Here is a 19,758-nt window from a genome sequence, read left to right on the forward strand (position 1 = left end):
ACGTTTTTCTATAGGCGTTGACGAACTACTTCGTATAAGAAAGCACCACAGGCTACAGAGACATTCAATGAAGAGATAGTTCCATACATAGGAAGTTTGGCTTTTTCATCAACGATTTTTAATACAGACGGATTTACTCCCTTATCTTCTGATCCCATGATAATAGCAACACCCTGTTTGAAATCAATATCATATAAATGATTTTCTGTTTTTTCGGTTGCTGCTACAGTTTTTATTCCGGATCCCTGTAAATAAAAAACAGCATCTTTAATATGGTCTACTTTGCAGATAGGAATGTTAAACACAGCACCGGCAGAAGTTTTTACCGTATCGCCATTCACAGGAGCAGATCCTTGTTTTTGTATGATAATACCATCTACTCCGCTGCATTCGGCTGTACGTATGATGGCTCCGAAATTACGGGCATCGGATAACTGATCCAGAATTAAGAACAATGGATTTTGTTTCTGTTCCAATACACCCTCAATCAGTGTTTCTAAAGATACAAATGAGATAGGTGCTATAGTTGCAACTGCTCCCTGGTGATTATTATTTTTAGTGAGTTTATTTAATTTTTCAATCGGGACATAAGAGAAATTCACATTGTTTCTCTTAAGTGTTTTCAATAAATCCTGCATCAGCTCGCCCTGAGCTTCTTTTTGGATAAAAACCTTATCAATCTCTTTACCTGCGTTTATCGCTTCGATTATCGCACGGATACCAAATATTTGATGTTCATTTTGCATATTGCAAAAATATATTGTTTTTTTAAGATAAAAAGCCTTAAATCCTTCTTTTATTTTGTTTTGACAGTATAACGTTTAAAAATACTTCGAAAAGATTTTTTTAATACTTGGAAAGAATTGGAGATAGTGTAGCTTAGAGTGCCATTAAAACTGGGTTTTATAGCTCAGATGTATAATAGAATTTGAGAGTTTGAAGTCTTGTTCCGGTTGAATTCCATTGGCATATACCAGATTAAACAGTCCGCCTGCAGTATTCAGACCTACGCCAATACCAAAAGAATAAAGATTTCCTTTGAATTTTGAGAGTGGTTCCCGGTAATGTGCAAAATCAGTGATCGTATGAGCATAAATGGTTGAGGAAAGAGAATACCGGTATTCTGCATATAAGCCTGCCAGAGATTTTGCCATAAGGCTGTTTTCGCTAAAGCCCCGGATAGAATTGATTCCCCCGAACCTGTAAAGTTCATTATATAAGACACTTTTGCTGAATAAATGATACCATTCCGTTTTGAGGTGAACACTATTTCTGTTGTTTAAATAAAAAATATGCTCCCCTATAATCTGTACAAACTGTTGTTTCACTTTGTCTGATTCCTGAATTCTGTTTCCATAACCTGCGCTTGCCATTATATTGGTTTGCTGACGAAAAAGAAAATGATCTTTCCATTTTTGGTAGGAATAGTTTACTGTGACAAACCGGTTACTATAATTTTCCGCTCCATATAAATTACCGGAGCCGGCAACGGAGGATGTACTTTTATATCCAACACCTAAGCGGTTGTTATAACTAAGATAGTACAAAGCGGTGAGTCCAAGTTGAGTGTTTTGCTGCGTACTATCCTGTTTGAAGATTTGTAAATCTCCCTGTATACCAAAAGGTGTTTTGAAAAGATAAGGCAATTCTGTTTTGAATTTAAAGGTTGATTGCTGATTACCGTCATTTTTCCAATAAATGGTAAACTGTTCTCCTTTGTTAAACAGGTTGATAAGATTAAGGTCTATATTACCGTTGAAACGTACATTTCCTTCTTCATCATTTGTAAAGCCGACGATTCCGTCAAACCTGCTTACATTGGCTTTCTCCAGATATAAATAAAGAATAGTATTGTCTTCTGTAAAGAGTACTTCTGCAGGACGCATTGTTTTAATAAACGGATACTGTGTCAGTTCTTTTTGGATCAGATTGATGGTTTCCTGATTAAAATCTTTTTTTACATACCTGCGCTGCATTTGTTTTTTAACGCCGGACGGGAAATTCTGATAGGGCTGTATGGTAATGAGGTCTATCTTACGCTTTTTGTCCAGTGTTATTGACAGATCCGTGTGTAAAGAATCGTTAATGATTTGGTGGTTGTTTAGTTTTATCTGGCTTATGGCATATCCTTTTCGTTCCAGATTTTGTAGTATACTATTAATATAGTGTTGTGTCTGTGGTATTTCAATGATCACCTTGTTATGTTCTATACCGAGTAGCTTCTTTGTAGATTCTTCAATTTTATCTAAATGAATAACATTAGCTTTGGTTCTTTGATTCAGAATAAAAACATATAAAAAGGTGGAATCGTTTTTTTTTGAATATTCTTTTTGAAAAGAAGAAAGATAGCCATTTGAAATTAGTGTATTAGAAAACCGCAGTACTTCATCCTGAATACCTTTTGCATTATCATGTGTTTTCTGATACGAAAGGCTGTCAATAACATTATTTTCTTTTTGATTCAAGCCTTTTATCTCTAAATAGAGTTGCTGGCTGTGACACAGACAACTAAAAAATAACAGGCAATATATAAGGAATGTCTTCAGAAAGAATGTTTTTTACACAACGCAGAAAAAACTGATTTATGATATTTGCGTCGGGTAAAAGTAGTATAAATTTGAAAATAAATGAATTGTATTTGTTTTGAAAATAAAAATTTATATATTTGCATCCCCGAAAATAGCGGGTAATTAATAAATGTAGAAAATTTTTAATAAACATTATGCCAACAATTCAACAATTAGTAAGAAAAGGGAGAACCCAATTGACTAAGAAGAGTAAATCGGTTGCTTTGGATTCATGTCCTCAAAGAAGAGGGGTTTGTACGCGTGTTTATACTACTACACCTAAAAAGCCAAACTCTGCGATGCGTAAAGTAGCGCGTGTACGTTTGACAAACGGTAATGAAGTAAACGCTTACATTCCTGGAGAAGGACATAACTTACAAGAGCACTCGATAGTATTAGTTAGAGGTGGAAGGGTAAAAGATTTGCCAGGAGTTAGATACCACATTGTACGTGGTGCTTTGGATACTGCCGGAGTAAACGGTAGAACACAAAGAAGATCTAAGTACGGTGCTAAACGTCCTAAAGAAGCAAAAAAGTAATAGTTTAAAAAACTTTTAAGAAAAAGACATGAGAAAAAGACAGGCAAAGAAAAGACCTCTTTTACCGGATCCAAGATTTAACGATCAATTGGTTACACGTTTTGTGAACAACTTAATGTGGGATGGTAAAAAATCGACTGCTTTTAAAGTATTTTATGATGCTTTAGATATTGTAGAGTCTAAAAAACAAGATGAGGAGAAAACTTCATTGGAAATGTGGAAAGATGCATTAACAAATGTTATGCCTCACGTAGAAGTTCGTTCACGTCGTGTGGGTGGAGCTACATTCCAGATTCCTATGCAGATTCGTCCGGATAGAAAAATTTCTATGGCTATTAAATGGTTGATTCTTTATGCAAGAAGAAGAAATGAGAAATCTATGGCTGGTAAATTGGCTGCTGAAATTTTAGCTGCTGCTAAAGAAGAAGGTGCTGCTGTTAAGAAAAGAATGGATACTCACAAAATGGCAGAGGCTAATAAAGCATTCTCTCATTTTAGATTTTAATTTTTGATAAAGAATATATATGGCTAGAGATTTAAGATTTACTAGAAACATAGGTATTGCTGCTCACATTGATGCTGGTAAAACAACAACAACGGAGCGTATCCTTTTCTATACGGGAGTAAACCATAAAGTTGGAGAGGTGCATGATGGTGCTTCTACAATGGACTGGATGGAGCAGGAAGCGGAAAGAGGTATTACTATTACTTCTGCTGCAACTACATGTAAATGGAACTTCCCTACAGATCAAGGTAAAAAAATATCTGAATCTGAAGAATATCACTTTAATATTATTGATACTCCGGGACACGTTGATTTTACGGTTGAAGTAAACCGTTCTTTACGTGTACTTGATGGGTTGGTTTTCTTGTTCTCTGCAGTCGATGGAGTAGAACCTCAATCTGAAACGAACTGGAGATTAGCTGATAACTATAAAGTACCTCGTATGGGATTCGTTAATAAAATGGATCGTCAGGGAGCAAACTTTTTAAATGTTTGTCAGCAGGTTAAAGATATGTTGAAATCAAATGCAGTGCCGATTGTATTGCCAATTGGAGATGAATCTGATTTCAAAGGGGTAGTTGATTTGGTGAAAAACCGTGCAATTGTATGGCATGAAGATAACCATGGGGCTACTTTTGACGTGGTAGAGATTCCTGCAGATATGGTTGATGATGTAAAACAATACAGAAGTCAATTGATCGAGGAAATCGCTGCTTATGATGAAAACTTGTTGGAGAAATACATGGAGGATGAAAACTCTATTACTGAAGAAGAAGTACACAAAGCATTGCGTGCGGCTACTTTGGATATGAGTATTATTCCTATGACATGTGGTTCTTCTTTTAAAAATAAAGGAGTACAGTTCATGTTGGATGCTGTTTGTCGTTACTTACCTTCTCCAATGGATAAGGAGGCTATCGAAGGAACTAATCCAGACACTGATGAGCCTATTACACGTAAACCATCTGTTTCTGATCCGTTTGCTGCATTGGCATTTAAAATTGCTACCGATCCATTCGTAGGTCGTTTGGCTTTCTTCCGTGCTTATTCAGGACGTTTAGATGCAGGATCTTATGTGTTTAATGCTCGTTCAGGAAACAAAGAGCGTATTTCCCGTATTTACCAGATGCATGCTAACAAGCAAAATCCAATCGAGTTTATCGAAGCTGGAGATATTGGAGCAGCAGTAGGTTTTAAAGATATCAAAACAGGAGATACATTATGTGATGAGAAACACCCAATCGTTCTTGAATCGATGGATTTCCCAGACCCTGTAATTGGTATTGCTATTGAGCCTAAAACAAAAGCTGACGTTGATAAAATGGGTATGGCTTTGGCTAAATTGGCTGAAGAAGATCCTACTTTTACAGTGAGAACTGATCAGGCATCCGGACAAACAATTATTTCTGGTATGGGTGAGCTTCACTTAGATATTATTGTGGATCGTATGAGACGTGAGTTCAAAGTTGAAGTAAATCAAGGTGAGCCTCAGGTTGAGTATAAAGAAGCATTTACTAAAACGGCTGATCACAGAGAAGTTTATAAGAAACAATCTGGAGGTCGTGGTAAATTTGGTGATATCGTATTCAAAATCGGTCCTGCTGATGAAGTTGACGGAAAACCATTTGTTGGATTGCAATTCGTTAATGAGGTTAAAGGTGGTAACGTTCCAAAAGAATATATCCCTGCTGTTGAGAAAGGATTTAGAGAAGCTATGAAGCAAGGTCCTTTAGCTGGATTTGAGATGGATGGCTTAAAAGTAACTTTAGTTGATGGTTCTTACCACGCGGTCGATTCAGATGCTCTATCATTTGAATTAGCAGCTAAATTAGGATACAAAGAATCAGCAAAAGCTGCTGGAGCTATTATCTTGGAGCCTATTATGAAATTAGAAGTGTTGACTCCTGAGGAAAACATGGGTGATATCGTAGGAGATTTGAACCGTCGTAGAGGGCAGATCAATTCTATGGATGACAGAGCAGGTTCGAAAGTTGTAAAAGCTTCTGTGCCGTTGTCAGAAATGTTTGGTTATGTAACTACCTTGAGAACTTTATCTTCAGGTCGTGCTACATCTACTATGGAATTCTCTCACTATGAGCAAACGCCTTCTAACATTCAGGAAGAAGTAATTAAAAAAGCAAAAGGTAACTAACGCTTAATTTCAACGAAAATGAGTCAAAAAATTAGAATAAAATTAAAATCTTACGATTATAATTTAGTAGACAAATCTGCTGAGAAAATCGTAAAAACTGTAAAAAGTACAGGAGCAGTGGTTACCGGGCCAATTCCGTTGCCAACTCATAAAAAATTATTTACTGTATTGCGTTCTCCGCACGTTAACAAAAAAGCAAGAGAGCAGTTTCAAGTAAGTTCATATAAAAGATTATTAGATATTTATTCATCTTCTTCAAAAACAATTGACGCTCTAATGAAGTTAGAGTTGCCTTCAGGAGTTGAAGTTGAGATTAAAGTGTGATAATATTTTAGTTGAAAAAATAAATTTGTTTATTTCAAGCATTGGTATTACTTTTGCCAATGCTTGAAAATTTTATGTATATTAATTATTAATAAATATTTATGTCTGGGTTAATTGGAAAAAAAATCGGCATGACTAGTATCTTCGATGAAAACGGGAAAAACATTCCTTGTACAGTAATCGAATTAGGTCCAAATGTCGTTACCCAAGTCAGAACCAAAGAGGTTGACGGGTATGAAGCGTATCAACTTGGTTTCGATGACAAATCAGAAAAATCTGCAATTAAAGCTGAGTTAGGTCACTTTAAAAAAGCAGGTACTTCTGCTAAAAGAAAAGTCGTTGAATTCCAGGATTTTAATGAAACTTATAATTTAGGGGATGTAATCACTGTTGATTTGTTTCAAGAAGGAGAGTTTGTGGATGTTCAGGGAGTATCTAAAGGAAAAGGGTTTCAAGGGGTTGTAAAACGTCACGGATTTGGTGGTGTTGGTCAAGCTACACACGGTCAACATAACCGTTTGAGAGCTCCTGGTTCTATTGGTGCTTCTTCTTATCCGTCAAGAGTATTCAAAGGAATGCGCATGGCTGGAAGAACAGGTGGAGATAATGTTACAGTACAAAACCTTAGAGTTTTAAAAGTAATAGCAGATAAAAACTTAATTGTTATTAAAGGTGCTATTCCTGGTCATAAAAACTCTTATGTAATCGTTCAGAAGTAATGGAAGTAAAAGTTTTAGATATCAACGGAAAAGATACTGGTAGAAAAGTTCAACTTTCTGATTCAGTATTCGCAATTGAGCCTAACAAACACGCTATCTATTTAGATGTTAAACAATATTTAGCGAATCAAAGACAAGGTACTCATAAAGCAAAAGAAAGAAATGAGGTTACGGGATCTACTCGTAAAATCAAAAAACAAAAGGGTACAGGTACAGCTCGTGCAGGTTCTGCAAAAAACCCTTTGTTTAAAGGTGGAGGTACTATTTTCGGACCAAGACCAAGAAGTTATTCTTTCAAATTAAACAAATCTTTAAAGCGTTTAGCACGTAAATCTGCTTTCTCTTTAAAAGCTCAGGAATCAAATTTAATTATTGTTGAGGATTTTAATTTTGAAGCACCAAGTACTAAAAATTTCATTAATGTATTGAAAGCTTTAGGGTTAGAAAATAAAAAATCTTTGTTTGTGTTGGGTGATTCAAATAAAAATGTATATTTGTCATCTCGAAACTTAGAGAGAGCTTCTGTTGTAATGAACTCAGAATTAAGTACTTACGGTATTTTGAATACTAATTCGTTAGTGTTAACTGAGGGTTCTGTAGAAGGAATTGTAGAAAATTTAAGTAAATAATAGGGCGATGAGTATTATAATTAAACCTATCATTACCGAAAAAATAACCAAAGACGGTGAATTATTCAACCGTTTTGGTTTTATTGTTGATAAAAAAGCAAACAAGGTAGAGATAAAAAAAGCGGTTGAAGCTGCTTATGGAGTTTCTGTTTTGGCTGTTAATACAATGATATATAGAGCGGACAGAACTGTTAAATATACCAAAGGTGGTGTTATTAGCGGTAAAACTAATGCGTATAAAAAAGCAGTAGTACAACTGAAAGAAGGAGAAACAATAGATTTTTATACTAATATCTAATAGAAAATGTCAGTTAGAAAATTAAAACCTATTACCCCAGGTCAGCGTTTTAGAGTTGTGAATAGCTTTGACACTATTACAACTGATAAGCCGGAGCGTAGTTTATTAGCACCGAAAAAAAACACTGGAGGTAGAAATAGTCAAGGAAAAATGACCATGCGTTATATCGGTGGTGGTCATAAACAACAATATCGTATTATTGATTTTAAAAGAAACAAAGTTGGTATTCCAGCTACTGTTAAAACAATCGAATACGATCCAAACCGTTCAGCGTTTATCTCTTTGGTAGCGTATGCAGATGGAGCAAAAACATATATTGTTGCTCCTGCAGGATTAAAAGTAGGACAAGTAGTTGTTTCTGGTCCTGAGTCAGCGCCTGAAGTAGGAAATGCTTTACCTTTAGCTAATATACCTCTTGGTACAATTATTTCTTGTATCGAGTTGCGTCCGGGACAAGGTGCTGTAATTGCACGTTCTGCGGGTACTTTTGCTCAGTTAGTTGCAAGAGACGGTAAGTATGCTACTATCAAAATGCCTTCTGGTGAGATTCGTTTGATCTTATTGAGCTGTATGGCTACTATCGGAGCAGTATCTAACTCTGATCATCAGTTAATCGTTTCTGGTAAAGCTGGTAGATCTAGATGGTTAGGTAGAAGACCAAGAACAAGACCGGTTGCTATGAACCCAGTTGATCACCCAATGGGAGGTGGTGAAGGACGCTCTTCAGGAGGTCACCCACGTTCTAGAAAAGGATTACCTGCAAAAGGTTATAGAACCCGTTCTAAAGTTAAGTCGAGTAACAAGTATATCGTAGAACGTAGAAAGAAATAATTAAGTAAGTATGGCACGTTCATTAAAAAAAGGACCTTATGTTCACTACAAACTTGAGAAAAAAGTTTTAGAGAATGCTGAAAACGGAAACAAAGCAGTTGTTAAAACATGGTCAAGAGCATCAATGATTACTCCTGATTTCGTTGGACAAACAATCGCAGTACACAACGGGCGTCAATTCGTACCGGTTTACGTTACAGAAAATATGGTAGGACATAAATTAGGAGAATTTTCACCAACAAGATCTTTTAGAGGTCATGCAGGTGCAAAAAATAAAGGTAAAAAATAATAAGAAGCTATGGGAGTTCGTAAAAGAGAAAGAGCCGAGCAGATTAAGGAAGCGAATAAGCAAGTTGCTTTCGCTAAGCTTAATAATTGCCCAACTTCACCTAGAAAAATGCGCTTAGTTGCAGATTTAGTTAGAGGTCAGAAAGTTGAAAACGCTCTTAATATATTGAAATTTAGTACAAAAGAAGCTTCAAATAAATTAGAAAAATTGTTGTTATCAGCGATTGCTAACTGGCAAGCTAAAAACGCAGAAGCTAATTTAGAAGAAGCAGAGTTATTTGTAAAAGAGATTCGTGTTGACGGAGGTATGATGTTAAAAAGATTACGTCCGGCTCCACAAGGTCGCGCACACAGAATTAGAAAACGCTCAAATCACGTAACAATCGTTTTAGGAGCTAATAATAACACACAAAGCAATTAATAAACAGTATGGGACAAAAGACTAATCCAATCGGAAATCGCCTTGGGATCATCAGAGGATGGGACTCAAACTGGTACGGTGGAAATGACTATGGAGATAAACTTGCTGAAGATGCAAAAATCAGAAAGTATATCCATGCTCGTTTATCAAAAGCTAGTGTATCAAAGATAATTATCGAGAGAACTTTGAAACTTGTAACCGTTACTATCACTACTGCTCGTCCGGGGATCATCATCGGAAAAGGAGGTCAGGAGGTAGACAAGTTAAAAGAAGAACTTAAGAAAATTACTGACAAAGAAGTTCAAATCAACATCTTTGAAATCAAAAGACCTGAGTTAGATGCTTATTTAGTTGCAACTAGCATCGCTCGTCAGATTGAAAACAGAATCTCTTACCGTCGTGCTATTAAAATGGCAATTGCGGCTGCAATGAGAATGAATGCTGAAGGTATTAAAGTTATGATATCTGGTCGTTTAAACGGAGCTGAGATGGCTCGTTCTGAAAATTTCAAAGAAGGACGTATTCCTTTGTCTACTTTCCGAGCTGATATTGATTATGCTTTAGCAGAAGCTCACACTACTTATGGTAGAATGGGTATTAAAGTATGGATCATGAAAGGGGAGGTTTATGGTAAGAGAGATCTTTCTCCGTTAGCAGGTATGGATAAAAAACAATCTAAATCTGCAGGATCTGGAAAACCAACAGGAAGACCAAACCAACAACGCAAAAGAAAGTAATTTAAACTAAAGAAGAAAAATGTTACAGCCTAAAAGAACAAAATACCGTAAGGTACAGAAAGGTAAAATGAAAGGGGTGTCTCAAAGAGGACATGAACTTTCTAACGGAATGTTTGGTATCAAATCTTTAGATTATTCATTCATTACTTCTCGTCAAATCGAAGCTGCTCGTATTGCTGCAACACGTTTTATGAAAAGAGAGGGGCAACTATGGATTAAAATATTTCCAGACAAGCCTATTACTAAAAAACCTCTTGAAGTACGTATGGGTAAAGGTAAAGGTGCAGTTGAGTATTGGGCTGCAGTTGTAAAACCAGGTAGAATTATGTTTGAAGTTGGAGGTGTGCCAATCGCTGTTGCGAAAGAAGCATTACGTTTAGCTGCACAAAAATTACCTGTGAAAACTAAGTTTATCGTTGCTAGAGATTTCGAAGCATAATTTAAAATCATTATGAAACAATCAGAAATAAATAATCTATCTGCAGCTGAGTTACAAGAAAAACTTAGTGAGTTAAAGAAGACTTATGCCGAAGTAAAATCAGCTCACGCTATTTCTCCTATCGAGAATCCTCTTCAAATCCGATCTTTGAGAAGATCGATTGCTAGAGTTAACACTGAGCTAAGCAAAAAAGAGTTACAATAATTGTATTCTGCTGAAAGATGGAAAAAAGAAATTTAAGAAAAGAAAGAGTTGGTGTTGTTACCAGTAATAAAATGACAAAATCTATTGTCGTTTCAGAAACTAAAAGAGTAAAACACCCATTATATGGTAAGTTCGTGTTGAAAACTAAGAAATATGTTGCACACGACGAATTAAACGACTGCAACATTGGTGATACAGTTAGAATTATGGAAACACGTCCATTATCTAAAAACAAATGTTGGAGATTAGTTGAAATCATTGAAAGAGCGAAATAATTATGGTACAACAGGAATCTAGATTAAAAGTAGCAGACAACACGGGAGCAAAAGAAGTTTTGACCATTCGTGTTTTAGGGGGAACGAAACGTCGTTATGCCTCTGTTGGAGATAAAATTGTAGTTTCAATCAAAGAAGCTACTCCAAACGGAAACGTTAAAAAAGGAGCAGTTTCAACTGCAGTAGTTGTACGTACCAAAAAAGAAGTGAGAAGAGCTGACGGATCATACATCAGATTTGATGACAACGCATGTGTGTTATTAAATGCTGCTGGTGAGATGAGAGGAACTCGTGTTTTTGGTCCTGTTGCAAGAGAACTTCGTGAAAAACAATTCATGAAAATTGTATCATTAGCACCAGAAGTGCTTTAATTCGCTTAAATGATGACAAAGCTAAAAATTAAAACAGGAGATACTGTAAGAGTTATCGCCGGAGATCACAAAGGATCTGAAGGAAAAGTTTTACGTGTATTACGTGATAAAAACAAAGCAGTCGTTGAAGGTATTAATGTAGTTTCTAAGCATACTAAGCCTAGTGCTACAAACCCTCAAGGAGGAATTGTTAAAAAAGAAGCTCCAATTCATATTTCAAACCTTACTTTACTTGACCCTAAGTCAAAAGAAGCTACGAAAGTAGCTTACAAAGTAGAAGGTGATAAAAAAGTTAGAGTTTCTAAAAAATCTAATCAAGTATTATAGTCATGACTTATATCCCAAGACTTAAACAAGAATATAGAGAGAGAGTTGTTTCTGCTCTTAAGAACGAATTTGGTTACAAAAATGTAATGCAGGTTCCAAAACTTGAAAAAATAGTTGTAAGCCGTGGAGTAGGAGCAGCTGTTGCAGATAAAAAATTAGTTGATTATGCAGTTGAAGAATTGACTAAAATTACTGGACAGAAAGCAGTTTCTACTATTTCTAAAAAAGACGTTGCTTCTTTCAAATTAAGAAAAGGTATGCCAATTGGTGCTAAAGTAACTTTACGCGGTGAAAAAATGTACGAATTTTTAGACCGTTTAATTACTTCAGCTTTACCACGTGTTAGAGATTTCGGAGGAGTTAAATCAAATGGATTTGACGGTAGAGGAAACTACAATTTAGGAGTTGTAGAGCAAATCATCTTCCCAGAGATCGATATTGATAAAGTTAACAAAATTGCTGGTTTTGATATTACTTTCGTAACATCTGCAAATACAGATAAAGAGGCTAAATCATTACTTGCTGAACTAGGAGTACCTTTTAAAAAGAATTAAGTTATGGCTAAAGAATCAATGAAAGCCCGCGAGGTGAAAAGACAAGCATTAGTAGATAAATATGCTGCTAAAAGAAAAGCTCTTTTAGAAGCAGGTGACTACGAAGGTTTACAAAAATTACCAAAAAACGCTTCTCCAGTTCGCTTACACAATCGTTGTAAATTGACTGGAAGACCAAGAGGTTATATGCGTCAATTTGGTATTTCACGTGTTACATTCCGTGAAATGGCTAACCAAGGATTAATCCCAGGAGTTAGAAAAGCTAGTTGGTAAAATTTTAATTGGTTTCAGGTTCGGTGGTTTCACCGAAAACCAAAACCGCAAATAAATACATATGTATACAGATCCTATCGCAGATTTTTTAACGAGAATTAGAAATGCAGTGCGTGCTAACCACAAAGTGGTTGAAATTCCTGCTTCTAACTTCAAAAAAGAGATCACAAAAATTTTATTCGAACAAGGATATATTTTAAGCTACAAATTTGATGACTCTACCGTTCAAGGTACTATCAAAATTGCATTAAAATATGATAAAGAGACTAAAGAGTCTGTTATCAGAGATATCCAAAGAATTAGTAAACCAGGTTTACGTAAATATGCATCATCTGCAGATTTACCAAGAATCTTAAACGGTTTAGGTATTGCTATTGTTTCAACATCTAAAGGTTTAATGACAGGTAAAAAAGCGAAACAACTTAATGTTGGTGGTGAAGTAGTTTGTTACGTATACTAATATAAAAGACTATAGAAATGTCAAGAATAGGTAAAAGTCCAATTGCAATTCCAGCTGGAGTAACTGTAGAGGTTAAAGATGCTGTAGTTACAGTAAAAGGAAAACTAGGAGAGCTTACACAGGAGTATAGTGATATTGCTGTGAAAGTAGAAGACGGTCAAGTAATCGTAGAACGTTCATCAGATGCAAAAGATTTGAGATCGAAACACGGTTTATACAGAAGTTTAATCAACAACATGATTGTTGGTGTATCAGAAGGATTCACTAAAGAACTTGAATTAGTAGGTGTAGGTTACAGAGCATCTAATCAAGGTCAAAAGTTAGATTTGGCACTAGGTTTTTCTCACAACATCGTTTTAGACATTGTTCCTGAAGTTACTTTAGAGACAGTTTCTGAAAAAGGTAAAAATCCTATCGTTAAATTAACTTCACCAGACAAACAATTGTTAGGACAGGTTGCTGCAAAAATCCGTTCTTTCCGTAAACCAGAACCTTACAAAGGAAAAGGTATTAAGTTTGTAGGTGAAGTATTAAGAAGAAAAGCAGGTAAATCAGCTTAAAAATTAAGATCATGTCATTAAACAAATCTGAAAGAAGACAAAGAATCAAATACAGAATCAGAAAAACAGTTAGCGGTACTGCATTAAGACCAAGACTGTCTGTATTTAGAAGTAATAAAGAAATCTATGCTCAAATCATAGATGACGTAAACGGAGTAACTCTAGCATCAGCATCTTCAAAAGAAGCAGGAGTAACCGGAGGAACCAAAATTGAAACTGCTGCATCGGTTGGAAAACTAATTGCAGAGAAGGCTTTGAAAGCGGGTATCGATACAATCTCTTTTGACAGAGGTGGATATTTATACCACGGACGTGTACAATCATTAGCTGAAGGAGCTAGAGAAGCTGGATTAAAATTCTAATTAGTTATGTATCAAAATTATAAAAACGTAGAATTTGTAAAACCGAGCGGTCTTGAATTAAAAGATCGTTTGGTTAGTGTAAACCGAGTTACCAAAGTAACTAAAGGGGGTAGAGCTTTTGGATTCTCTGCTGTCGTAGTTGTTGGTAACGAAGAAGGTGTAGTGGGTCATGGTTTAGGTAAATCTAAAGATGTTTCTGAAGCGATTGCGAAAGCTGTAGAAGATGCAAAGAAAAACTTAGTTCGTATTCCTTTAAATGGAAGTACTATTCCTCATGAGCAAAAAGGTAAATTTAGTGGAGCACGTGTATTCTTAATGCCAGCTTCATTAGGTACCGGAGTTATTGCAGGTGGTTCAGTACGTGCAGTATTGGAGTCAGTAGGAATTCACAATGTATTATCAAAATCTCAAGGTTCTTCTAACCCTCACAATGTGGTAAAAGCTACTTTTGATGCTTTACTTCAAATGAGAAGTGCAGTTACGATTGCAAAACAAAGAGGAATTTCTTTAGAGAAAGTATTTAAATCTTAATTTGGAGAAATTATGTCTAAAATTAAAGTAAAACAAGTAAGAAGCAAAATCAATTGTCCGGAAGACCAAAAAAGAACATTAGCAGCTTTGGGTCTTCGTAAATTAGGACAAGTTGTTGAGCATGATAATACACCTACTATCAAAGGAATGGTAAATAAAGTTCAACATTTGGTTTCTGTAGAAGAAATTAATTAATTTATTGAATATGAATTTAAGTAATTTACAACCAGCAAACGGTTCTGTACATAATCAAAATAAAAGAGTTGGGCGCGGAGAAGGTTCAGGAAAAGGTGGTACTTCTACAAGAGGTCACAAAGGAGCTAAATCCCGTTCTGGTTACTCAAAGAAAATTGGTTTTGAAGGAGGGCAAATGCCTTTACAGAGACGTGTGCCTAAATACGGTTTCAAAAATATTAATAGAGTAGAGTACGTTGGTATCAACCTTGATACTTTACAGTTATTAGTTGAGAATGGAATAATCAATGATACGGTAGATTTTAACGTATTAGTTGAAAATAGATTAACTTCTAAAAATAGCTTAGTAAAGATTTTGGGTAGAGGAGAGCTTAAGTCTAAATTAAAAGTAACTGCTCACAAATTTACTGCAACTGCAAAAGCGGCTATTGAAGCTGCTGGTGGAGAAGCCGTAACTTTATAAATCTTTATAAAGCATGAAGAAGTTTTTTGAAACATTGACCAATATCTGGAAAATAGAAGAACTTAAGAATAAAATCTTAGTTACTTTAGGATTATTACTTGTGTATCGTTTCGGTGCACAAGTATCTCTACCAGGTATTGATACTACTAAATTGCAAGCTTTATCAGACCAAACAGATCAAGGTATCGGGTGGTTGATTAATGTATTTACAGGAGGTGCGTTTTCGCAGGCATCTGTATTTGCATTAGGAATTATGCCTTATATCTCTGCGTCGATTGTAGTTCAGTTAATGGGTATCGCTGTGCCTTATTTACAAAAACTTCAAAATGATGGTGAAAGTGGTAGAAAGAAGATGAACCAAATCACCAGATGGCTTACCATAGGTATTACCTTGGTACAAGGTCCGGGTTATATCTATAACCTGTACAAACAATTGCCATCTGATGCATTTATCTTAGGTTTTGATTCTTTTTCATTCTTGTTTTCATCAGTTTTAATCTTAACTACAGGAACCGTTTTTGCGATGTGGTTAGGAGAAAAAATTACTGATAAAGGAATCGGGAACGGAATATCACTACTTATCATGGTAGGTATTATTGCAAACTTGCCTCAGGCATTTATGCAGGAATTCCAGTCTCGTATGACAGAAAATAACGGAGGTCCTATGATGATTGTTATTGAAATAATCATTTGGTTACTCATCATTGTATCTTGTATCTTCCTTACTATGGCAGTTCGTAAAATAGCAGTTCAGTACGCACGTCGCAGTACAGCTGGTGAATACGATTCAACTTCTATCGCAGGAAACAGACAATGGATTCCGTTAAAGCTAAACGCTTCTGGAGTTATGCCGATTATTTTTGCTCAAGCAATTATGTTCATACCACCTGCAATCGCTGGTTTATCTACATCTGAATCTGCACAATCCATCGCTACAACGTTCGGAAATGTGTTTGGTTGGGAGTATAATTTAGTTTTTGCTTTGTTAATCATAATTTTTACGTACTTTTACACCGCAATTACAGTACCTACGAATAAAATGGCTGATGATTTGAAACGCAGCGGAGGTTTTATCCCGGGAATTCGCCCTGGATCGGACACAGCTGACTATCTCGATCGTATCATGTCATTGATTACATTCCCTGGATCATTGTTTTTAGCGCTTATTGCAATTTTCCCTGCAATTGCCGTATCTCTTCTTGGTATTCAACAAGGTTGGGCAATGTTTTACGGAGGAACTTCATTATTAATTTTAGTGAGTGTAGCAATAGATACGATTCAACAAGTGAATTCATATTTGTTGAATAAACAATATGATGGATTGATGAAGAGTGGTAAAAATAGAAAAGCAATAGCTTAGTTCTTTATGGCAAAACAATCAGCAATAGAACAAGACGGATCTATCATTGAAGCATTATCAAATGCGATGTTCCGTGTAGAATTAGAAAATGGACATATTGTAATCGCTCATATTTCAGGAAAAATGCGTATGCATTATATCAAGTTATTACCTGGTGATAAAGTGAAACTGGAAATGAGTCCTTACGATTTGTCAAAAGCAAGAATTACTTATAGATATTAAAGGCTATTAAAATGAAAGTAAGAGCATCAGTTAAAAAAAGAAGTGCAGAATGCATAATTGTGCGTAGAAAAGGAAGATTATACGTTATTAACAAAAAAAATCCTAGATTTAAACAAAGACAAGGATAATTATGGCAAGAATCGCAGGGGTAGATATACCTAAAAATAAAAGAGGAATTATTGCTTTAACTTACATCTTCGGAGTAGGTTCAAGCAGATCAAAAGAGATTTTAGCAAAAGCTAATGTAAGCGAAGACAAAAAAGTTTCAGAATGGAATGATGACGAGATCGGAGCAATCCGTGAGGCAGTTTCTCATTTCAAGATTGAAGGTGAGTTGCGTTCGGAAATATCTTTAAACATCAAACGTTTAATGGATATCGGATGTAACAGAGGTATTCGTCACAGAGCTGGTCTTCCATTAAGAGGACAAAGAACTAAAAATAACTCTAGAACAAGAAAAGGTAAAAGAAAAACTGTTGCTAACAAGAAAAAAGCAACTAAATAATTAGTAGTATGGCTAAAGCGAATACAAAAAAACGTAAAGTTATTGTTGAGTCAACTGGCGAAGCTCATATTAGTGCAACCTTTAACAACATCATCATTTCGTTGACAAACAAAAAAGGTGAAGTTATTTCTTGGTCATCAGCAGGTAAAATGGGATTCAGAGGTTCTAAAAAGAACACTCCTTATGCTGCGCAAATGGCTGCTGAAGATTGTAGTAAAGTAGCTATTGAAGCTGGTTTAAAGAAAGTAAAAGTTTACGTTAAAGGACCAGGTAACGGTAGAGAATCTGCTATCCGTTCACTCCATAACAGCGGTGTTGAAGTAACTGAGATTATCGATATTACTCCTATGCCACATAATGGATGTCGTCCTCCAAAAAGACGAAGAGTTTAATAATAATAAAGTATAACCAAAGGTAGGAATGAGATTATCGGAGGATGAGACCTGAATTCATAATCCCTACCTTATTTTAATTTTTAACATGGCAAGATATACTGGTCCACAAACAAAAATTGCTCGTAAATTCGGTGAAGCAATCTTCGGAGAAGACAAAGCCTTCGATAAAAGAAGTTACCCTCCTGGGCAACATGGTTTAGCAAAGAAGAGAGGTAAAAAATCTGAGTACGCTATCCAATTAATGGAAAAACAAAAAGCTAAATATACTTACGGTATTTTAGAAAAACAATTCCGTAATTTATTTAAAAAAGCATCTGCTTCCAGAGGAGTAACAGGTGAAGTTTTAATTCAATTATGTGAATCAAGATTAGACAACGTAGTTTACAGAATGGGTATTGCTCCTTCTCGTAGAGCTGCACGTCAAATAGTTTCTCATAGACACGTTACTGTAAATGGTGAGCTAGTAAATATCCCTTCTTACCAATTGAAAGCTGGTGATAAGGTGGCTGTTCGTGAAAAATCAAAATCTCTTGATGCTATAGAACGTTCGTTATCTAATTCTAGTGCTGTTTATGAGTGGATTACTTGGAACAATGACACAAAAGAGGGAACATTTGTTTCTGTACCTCAAAGAATGCAAGTTCCAGAAAACATCAAAGAACAGTTAATCGTAGAGTTGTACAACAAATAATAATTGACATTCAGTCGAAATAATATGGCAATATTCAATTTTCAAAAGCCCGACAAAGTTATCATGATCGATTCAACCGATTTTAAAGGTAAGTTTGAATTTAGACCTTTAGAACCTGGTTATGGATTGACTATTGGTAATGCACTAAGAAGAGTACTTCTGTCTTCACTTGAAGGATATGCGATTACCTCGGTACGCATTGATGGTGTTGAACATGAGTTTTCGACTATTCCTGGTGTTGTTGAGGATGTTACAGAAATTATCTTAAATCTTAAACAAGTACGTTTCAAACGTCAGATTGAAGATATTGATAATGAGTCTGTAAGTATTTCGTTCACAGGAAAAGATCAATTGACAGCTGGAGATTTTCAGAAATATATTTCTGGATTCCAGGTTTTAAATCCTGAATTAGTTATCTGTAACTTAGATAGTAAAATCAATATCAATATGGAATTGACTATCGAAAAAGGAAGAGGATACGTTCCGGCTGAAGAAAATAGAAAACAAAATGCTCCAATAGGTACCATCTTTACAGATTCAATTTACACACCTGTAAAAAATGTAAAGTATGCTATCGAAAACTATCGTGTAGAACAAAAAACAGATTACGAAAAACTTGTTTTTGATATCGTGACTGATGGTTCCATACATCCAAAAGAGGCATTGACAGAAGCAGCTAAAACATTGATTCATCATTTTATGCTATTCTCTGATGAGAGAATTACTTTAGAGGCCGATGAAATTGCTCAAACTGATTCATATGATGAAGAATCTTTACATATGAGACAGCTTCTAAAAACTAAATTGGTAGATTTAGACCTTTCGGTTAGAGCATTAAATTGTTTAAAAGCGGCTGAAGTAGACACATTAGGTGATTTAGTTTCTTATAACAAAAATGATTTAATGAAATTTAGAAATTTCGGAAAAAAATCATTAACTGAATTAGAAGAACTGGTTCAGGTGAAAGGATTAAATTTCGGAATGGATCTATCAAAATACAAATTAGATAAAGAATAATCTAGACTCAAAAAAGTCTAAATTCTAGAAAGCAATGAGACACGGAAAAAAAGTAAATCACTTAAGTAGAAAAACAGGACATAGAAAATCTATGTTAGCCAATATGGCTTGTTCATTAATTGAGCACAAGCGTATAAATACTACTGTAGCTAAAGCAAAAGCTCTTAAACAATTTGTAGAGCCTTTGGTTACTAAATCAAAAACTGACGACACTAACAACCGTCGTGTGGTTTTCTCTTATTTAAGAGATAAATATGCGGTTACTGAGTTATTCAGAGAGGTTGCTCCAAAAGTAGGAGACAGACCAGGTGGATATACACGTATTATTAAATTAGGAAATCGTTTAGGAGATAATGCTGAAATGGCAATGATCGAATTGGTAGATTTCAATGATTTATATAATCCTGGTAAAAAAGAAGTTAAAAAAGCAACTACAAGAAGAGGTAGAAAGAAAGCTGATGCTACTACTACTGAGACTGTAGAGCCAACAACTTCAACAGAATCTACAGAAACTAATGAATAATTTAAAATTATACATTAATTG

34 protein-coding genes are annotated in these 19,758 nt (G+C 35.3%); 32 read left to right on the forward strand and 2 right to left on the reverse strand.

Translation table 11 applies throughout. The annotated features are described in order from the left end of the window. Positions 1–8: 8 nt before the first annotated feature. Entirely contained in the window at positions 9–746 is a 738-nt protein-coding gene (gene rlmB, locus QW060_RS02245) for a 23S rRNA (guanosine(2251)-2'-O)-methyltransferase RlmB (RefSeq protein ID WP_290362091.1), read from the reverse strand. A gap of 144 nt (positions 747–890) precedes the next feature. Next, positions 891–2,465 (reverse strand): BamA/TamA family outer membrane protein, encoded by a 1,575-nt coding sequence (locus QW060_RS02250; RefSeq protein ID WP_290362092.1) that lies wholly within the window; start codon positions 2,463–2,465, stop codon positions 891–893. A gap of 257 nt (positions 2,466–2,722) precedes the next feature. Between QW060_RS02250 and rpsL the strand changes: the two genes are divergently transcribed. The 32 genes from rpsL to rplQ all read left to right on the forward strand — a co-directional run bounded on the left by rpsL (position 2,723) and on the right by rplQ (position 19,737). Next, positions 2,723–3,106, forward strand: coding sequence for a 30S ribosomal protein S12 (gene rpsL / locus QW060_RS02255; protein ID WP_290362093.1), 384 nt, complete (start codon positions 2,723–2,725; stop codon positions 3,104–3,106). Between the two features lie 28 nt (positions 3,107–3,134). Further along, positions 3,135–3,611 carry a 30S ribosomal protein S7 gene (gene rpsG / locus QW060_RS02260; RefSeq protein ID WP_290362094.1) on the forward strand — a complete coding sequence of 159 codons (477 nt, stop codon included), beginning with the start codon at positions 3,135–3,137 and terminating at the stop codon, positions 3,609–3,611. Positions 3,612–3,630: 19 nt separating this feature from the next. Then, positions 3,631–5,763, forward strand: a complete 2,133-nt coding sequence (fusA, locus tag QW060_RS02265) for an elongation factor G (RefSeq protein WP_290362095.1) — start codon at positions 3,631–3,633, stop codon at positions 5,761–5,763. Positions 5,764–5,781: 18 nt separating this feature from the next. Then, positions 5,782–6,087 (forward strand): 30S ribosomal protein S10, encoded by a 306-nt coding sequence (gene rpsJ / locus QW060_RS02270; protein ID WP_290362096.1) that lies wholly within the window; start codon positions 5,782–5,784, stop codon positions 6,085–6,087. A 101-nt stretch (positions 6,088–6,188) separates the two neighbouring features. Further along, the gene (gene rplC / locus QW060_RS02275; RefSeq protein WP_290362097.1) at positions 6,189–6,806 is read left to right on the forward strand and encodes a 50S ribosomal protein L3; all 618 of its coding nucleotides are present in this window, start codon (positions 6,189–6,191) and stop codon (positions 6,804–6,806) included. Further along, positions 6,806–7,435, forward strand: a complete 630-nt coding sequence (gene rplD / locus QW060_RS02280; RefSeq protein WP_290362098.1) for a 50S ribosomal protein L4 — start codon at positions 6,806–6,808, stop codon at positions 7,433–7,435. The genes rplC and rplD overlap by 1 nt, the downstream gene beginning before the upstream one ends. Positions 7,436–7,442: 7 nt before the next feature. After that, positions 7,443–7,733 carry a 50S ribosomal protein L23 gene (rplW, locus tag QW060_RS02285; RefSeq protein ID WP_290362099.1) on the forward strand — a complete coding sequence of 97 codons (291 nt, stop codon included), beginning with the start codon at positions 7,443–7,445 and terminating at the stop codon, positions 7,731–7,733. Between the two features lie 6 nt (positions 7,734–7,739). Continuing rightward, a complete protein-coding gene (rplB, locus tag QW060_RS02290; RefSeq protein ID WP_290362100.1) occupies positions 7,740–8,564 on the forward strand; it encodes a 50S ribosomal protein L2 in 825 nt (274 codons plus the stop codon). A 10-nt stretch (positions 8,565–8,574) separates the two neighbouring features. Beyond that, entirely contained in the window at positions 8,575–8,853 is a 279-nt protein-coding gene (gene rpsS / locus QW060_RS02295) for a 30S ribosomal protein S19 (RefSeq protein ID WP_290362101.1), read from the forward strand. A gap of 9 nt (positions 8,854–8,862) precedes the next feature. Next, entirely contained in the window at positions 8,863–9,273 is a 411-nt protein-coding gene (rplV, locus tag QW060_RS02300) for a 50S ribosomal protein L22 (RefSeq protein ID WP_290362102.1), read from the forward strand. Between the two features lie 8 nt (positions 9,274–9,281). Further along, the gene (rpsC, locus tag QW060_RS02305; RefSeq protein WP_290362103.1) at positions 9,282–10,010 is read left to right on the forward strand and encodes a 30S ribosomal protein S3; all 729 of its coding nucleotides are present in this window, start codon (positions 9,282–9,284) and stop codon (positions 10,008–10,010) included. 19 nt (positions 10,011–10,029) lie between these two features. Beyond that, positions 10,030–10,449 (forward strand): 50S ribosomal protein L16, encoded by a 420-nt coding sequence (rplP, locus tag QW060_RS02310; RefSeq protein ID WP_290362104.1) that lies wholly within the window; start codon positions 10,030–10,032, stop codon positions 10,447–10,449. 12 nt (positions 10,450–10,461) lie between these two features. After that, a complete protein-coding gene (gene rpmC, locus QW060_RS02315; protein WP_290362105.1) occupies positions 10,462–10,653 on the forward strand; it encodes a 50S ribosomal protein L29 in 192 nt (63 codons plus the stop codon). A 17-nt stretch (positions 10,654–10,670) separates the two neighbouring features. Further along, positions 10,671–10,928: a 30S ribosomal protein S17 gene (gene rpsQ / locus QW060_RS02320; protein ID WP_290362106.1), complete on the forward strand. Its 258-nt coding sequence runs from the start codon at positions 10,671–10,673 to the stop codon at positions 10,926–10,928. A 2-nt stretch (positions 10,929–10,930) separates the two neighbouring features. Then, positions 10,931–11,299, forward strand: coding sequence for a 50S ribosomal protein L14 (gene rplN, locus QW060_RS02325; protein WP_155091394.1), 369 nt, complete (start codon positions 10,931–10,933; stop codon positions 11,297–11,299). Positions 11,300–11,311: 12 nt separating this feature from the next. Further along, positions 11,312–11,626 (forward strand): 50S ribosomal protein L24, encoded by a 315-nt coding sequence (rplX, locus tag QW060_RS02330; RefSeq protein ID WP_290364671.1) that lies wholly within the window; start codon positions 11,312–11,314, stop codon positions 11,624–11,626. A gap of 2 nt (positions 11,627–11,628) precedes the next feature. Further along, positions 11,629–12,180, forward strand: a complete 552-nt coding sequence (gene rplE / locus QW060_RS02335) for a 50S ribosomal protein L5 (protein WP_290362107.1) — start codon at positions 11,629–11,631, stop codon at positions 12,178–12,180. 3 nt (positions 12,181–12,183) lie between these two features. Further along, a complete protein-coding gene (rpsN, locus tag QW060_RS02340) occupies positions 12,184–12,453 on the forward strand; it encodes a 30S ribosomal protein S14 (RefSeq protein ID WP_290362108.1) in 270 nt (89 codons plus the stop codon). Between the two features lie 61 nt (positions 12,454–12,514). Continuing rightward, the gene (gene rpsH, locus QW060_RS02345; RefSeq protein ID WP_290362109.1) at positions 12,515–12,913 is read left to right on the forward strand and encodes a 30S ribosomal protein S8; all 399 of its coding nucleotides are present in this window, start codon (positions 12,515–12,517) and stop codon (positions 12,911–12,913) included. Positions 12,914–12,930: 17 nt separating this feature from the next. Then, the gene (gene rplF, locus QW060_RS02350; RefSeq protein ID WP_290362110.1) at positions 12,931–13,473 is read left to right on the forward strand and encodes a 50S ribosomal protein L6; all 543 of its coding nucleotides are present in this window, start codon (positions 12,931–12,933) and stop codon (positions 13,471–13,473) included. Positions 13,474–13,484: 11 nt separating this feature from the next. Further along, the gene (gene rplR / locus QW060_RS02355; RefSeq protein ID WP_290362111.1) at positions 13,485–13,835 is read left to right on the forward strand and encodes a 50S ribosomal protein L18; all 351 of its coding nucleotides are present in this window, start codon (positions 13,485–13,487) and stop codon (positions 13,833–13,835) included. Between the two features lie 6 nt (positions 13,836–13,841). Further along, the gene (gene rpsE, locus QW060_RS02360; RefSeq protein ID WP_290362112.1) at positions 13,842–14,366 is read left to right on the forward strand and encodes a 30S ribosomal protein S5; all 525 of its coding nucleotides are present in this window, start codon (positions 13,842–13,844) and stop codon (positions 14,364–14,366) included. Positions 14,367–14,378: 12 nt separating this feature from the next. Then, on the forward strand, positions 14,379–14,561 hold the full coding sequence (gene rpmD, locus QW060_RS02365) for a 50S ribosomal protein L30 (protein ID WP_290362113.1): 183 nt from the start codon (positions 14,379–14,381) through the stop codon (positions 14,559–14,561). A gap of 10 nt (positions 14,562–14,571) precedes the next feature. Then, entirely contained in the window at positions 14,572–15,024 is a 453-nt protein-coding gene (rplO, locus tag QW060_RS02370) for a 50S ribosomal protein L15 (protein ID WP_290362114.1), read from the forward strand. Positions 15,025–15,037: 13 nt separating this feature from the next. Continuing rightward, positions 15,038–16,384, forward strand: a complete 1,347-nt coding sequence (gene secY / locus QW060_RS02375; protein ID WP_290362115.1) for a preprotein translocase subunit SecY — start codon at positions 15,038–15,040, stop codon at positions 16,382–16,384. 6 nt (positions 16,385–16,390) lie between these two features. Beyond that, positions 16,391–16,606, forward strand: a complete 216-nt coding sequence (infA, locus tag QW060_RS02380) for a translation initiation factor IF-1 (RefSeq protein ID WP_007136545.1) — start codon at positions 16,391–16,393, stop codon at positions 16,604–16,606. An 11-nt stretch (positions 16,607–16,617) separates the two neighbouring features. Further along, on the forward strand, positions 16,618–16,734 hold the full coding sequence (gene ykgO / locus QW060_RS02385; protein WP_002987490.1) for a type B 50S ribosomal protein L36: 117 nt from the start codon (positions 16,618–16,620) through the stop codon (positions 16,732–16,734). A 2-nt stretch (positions 16,735–16,736) separates the two neighbouring features. Continuing rightward, entirely contained in the window at positions 16,737–17,111 is a 375-nt protein-coding gene (rpsM, locus tag QW060_RS02390) for a 30S ribosomal protein S13 (protein WP_290362116.1), read from the forward strand. A gap of 8 nt (positions 17,112–17,119) precedes the next feature. Continuing rightward, positions 17,120–17,503 carry a 30S ribosomal protein S11 gene (gene rpsK, locus QW060_RS02395; protein WP_290362117.1) on the forward strand — a complete coding sequence of 128 codons (384 nt, stop codon included), beginning with the start codon at positions 17,120–17,122 and terminating at the stop codon, positions 17,501–17,503. Between the two features lie 88 nt (positions 17,504–17,591). Next, positions 17,592–18,197, forward strand: coding sequence for a 30S ribosomal protein S4 (rpsD, locus tag QW060_RS02400; protein ID WP_290362118.1), 606 nt, complete (start codon positions 17,592–17,594; stop codon positions 18,195–18,197). Positions 18,198–18,221: 24 nt separating this feature from the next. Continuing rightward, a complete protein-coding gene (locus QW060_RS02405; protein ID WP_290364672.1) occupies positions 18,222–19,214 on the forward strand; it encodes a DNA-directed RNA polymerase subunit alpha in 993 nt (330 codons plus the stop codon). Positions 19,215–19,248: 34 nt separating this feature from the next. Beyond that, positions 19,249–19,737: a 50S ribosomal protein L17 gene (gene rplQ, locus QW060_RS02410; RefSeq protein WP_290362119.1), complete on the forward strand. Its 489-nt coding sequence runs from the start codon at positions 19,249–19,251 to the stop codon at positions 19,735–19,737. Positions 19,738–19,758: the final 21 nt, after the last annotated feature.

This window comes from Paenimyroides ceti, assembly GCF_030409925.1.

Coding starts and splice junctions, on each gene's coding strand:
- rlmB (WP_290362091.1), bottom strand. CDS start 746: ATGCAAAATGAACATCAAATATTTGGTATCCGTGCGATAATCGAAGCG.
- rpsL (WP_290362093.1), top strand. CDS start 2,723: ATGCCAACAATTCAACAATTAGTAAGAAAAGGGAGAACCCAATTGACT.
- rpsG (WP_290362094.1), top strand. CDS start 3,135: ATGAGAAAAAGACAGGCAAAGAAAAGACCTCTTTTACCGGATCCAAGA.
- fusA (WP_290362095.1), top strand. CDS start 3,631: ATGGCTAGAGATTTAAGATTTACTAGAAACATAGGTATTGCTGCTCAC.
- rpsJ (WP_290362096.1), top strand. CDS start 5,782: ATGAGTCAAAAAATTAGAATAAAATTAAAATCTTACGATTATAATTTA.
- rplC (WP_290362097.1), top strand. CDS start 6,189: ATGTCTGGGTTAATTGGAAAAAAAATCGGCATGACTAGTATCTTCGAT.
- rplD (WP_290362098.1), top strand. CDS start 6,806: ATGGAAGTAAAAGTTTTAGATATCAACGGAAAAGATACTGGTAGAAAA.
- rplW (WP_290362099.1), top strand. CDS start 7,443: ATGAGTATTATAATTAAACCTATCATTACCGAAAAAATAACCAAAGAC.
- rplB (WP_290362100.1), top strand. CDS start 7,740: ATGTCAGTTAGAAAATTAAAACCTATTACCCCAGGTCAGCGTTTTAGA.
- rpsS (WP_290362101.1), top strand. CDS start 8,575: ATGGCACGTTCATTAAAAAAAGGACCTTATGTTCACTACAAACTTGAG.
- rplV (WP_290362102.1), top strand. CDS start 8,863: ATGGGAGTTCGTAAAAGAGAAAGAGCCGAGCAGATTAAGGAAGCGAAT.
- rpsC (WP_290362103.1), top strand. CDS start 9,282: ATGGGACAAAAGACTAATCCAATCGGAAATCGCCTTGGGATCATCAGA.
- rplP (WP_290362104.1), top strand. CDS start 10,030: ATGTTACAGCCTAAAAGAACAAAATACCGTAAGGTACAGAAAGGTAAA.
- rpmC (WP_290362105.1), top strand. CDS start 10,462: ATGAAACAATCAGAAATAAATAATCTATCTGCAGCTGAGTTACAAGAA.
- rpsQ (WP_290362106.1), top strand. CDS start 10,671: ATGGAAAAAAGAAATTTAAGAAAAGAAAGAGTTGGTGTTGTTACCAGT.
- rplN (WP_155091394.1), top strand. CDS start 10,931: ATGGTACAACAGGAATCTAGATTAAAAGTAGCAGACAACACGGGAGCA.
- rplX (WP_290364671.1), top strand. CDS start 11,312: ATGACAAAGCTAAAAATTAAAACAGGAGATACTGTAAGAGTTATCGCC.
- rplE (WP_290362107.1), top strand. CDS start 11,629: ATGACTTATATCCCAAGACTTAAACAAGAATATAGAGAGAGAGTTGTT.
- rpsN (WP_290362108.1), top strand. CDS start 12,184: ATGGCTAAAGAATCAATGAAAGCCCGCGAGGTGAAAAGACAAGCATTA.
- rpsH (WP_290362109.1), top strand. CDS start 12,515: ATGTATACAGATCCTATCGCAGATTTTTTAACGAGAATTAGAAATGCA.
- rplF (WP_290362110.1), top strand. CDS start 12,931: ATGTCAAGAATAGGTAAAAGTCCAATTGCAATTCCAGCTGGAGTAACT.
- rplR (WP_290362111.1), top strand. CDS start 13,485: ATGTCATTAAACAAATCTGAAAGAAGACAAAGAATCAAATACAGAATC.
- rpsE (WP_290362112.1), top strand. CDS start 13,842: ATGTATCAAAATTATAAAAACGTAGAATTTGTAAAACCGAGCGGTCTT.
- rpmD (WP_290362113.1), top strand. CDS start 14,379: ATGTCTAAAATTAAAGTAAAACAAGTAAGAAGCAAAATCAATTGTCCG.
- rplO (WP_290362114.1), top strand. CDS start 14,572: ATGAATTTAAGTAATTTACAACCAGCAAACGGTTCTGTACATAATCAA.
- secY (WP_290362115.1), top strand. CDS start 15,038: ATGAAGAAGTTTTTTGAAACATTGACCAATATCTGGAAAATAGAAGAA.
- infA (WP_007136545.1), top strand. CDS start 16,391: ATGGCAAAACAATCAGCAATAGAACAAGACGGATCTATCATTGAAGCA.
- ykgO (WP_002987490.1), top strand. CDS start 16,618: ATGAAAGTAAGAGCATCAGTTAAAAAAAGAAGTGCAGAATGCATAATT.
- rpsM (WP_290362116.1), top strand. CDS start 16,737: ATGGCAAGAATCGCAGGGGTAGATATACCTAAAAATAAAAGAGGAATT.
- rpsK (WP_290362117.1), top strand. CDS start 17,120: ATGGCTAAAGCGAATACAAAAAAACGTAAAGTTATTGTTGAGTCAACT.
- rpsD (WP_290362118.1), top strand. CDS start 17,592: ATGGCAAGATATACTGGTCCACAAACAAAAATTGCTCGTAAATTCGGT.
- QW060_RS02405 (WP_290364672.1), top strand. CDS start 18,222: ATGGCAATATTCAATTTTCAAAAGCCCGACAAAGTTATCATGATCGAT.
- rplQ (WP_290362119.1), top strand. CDS start 19,249: ATGAGACACGGAAAAAAAGTAAATCACTTAAGTAGAAAAACAGGACAT.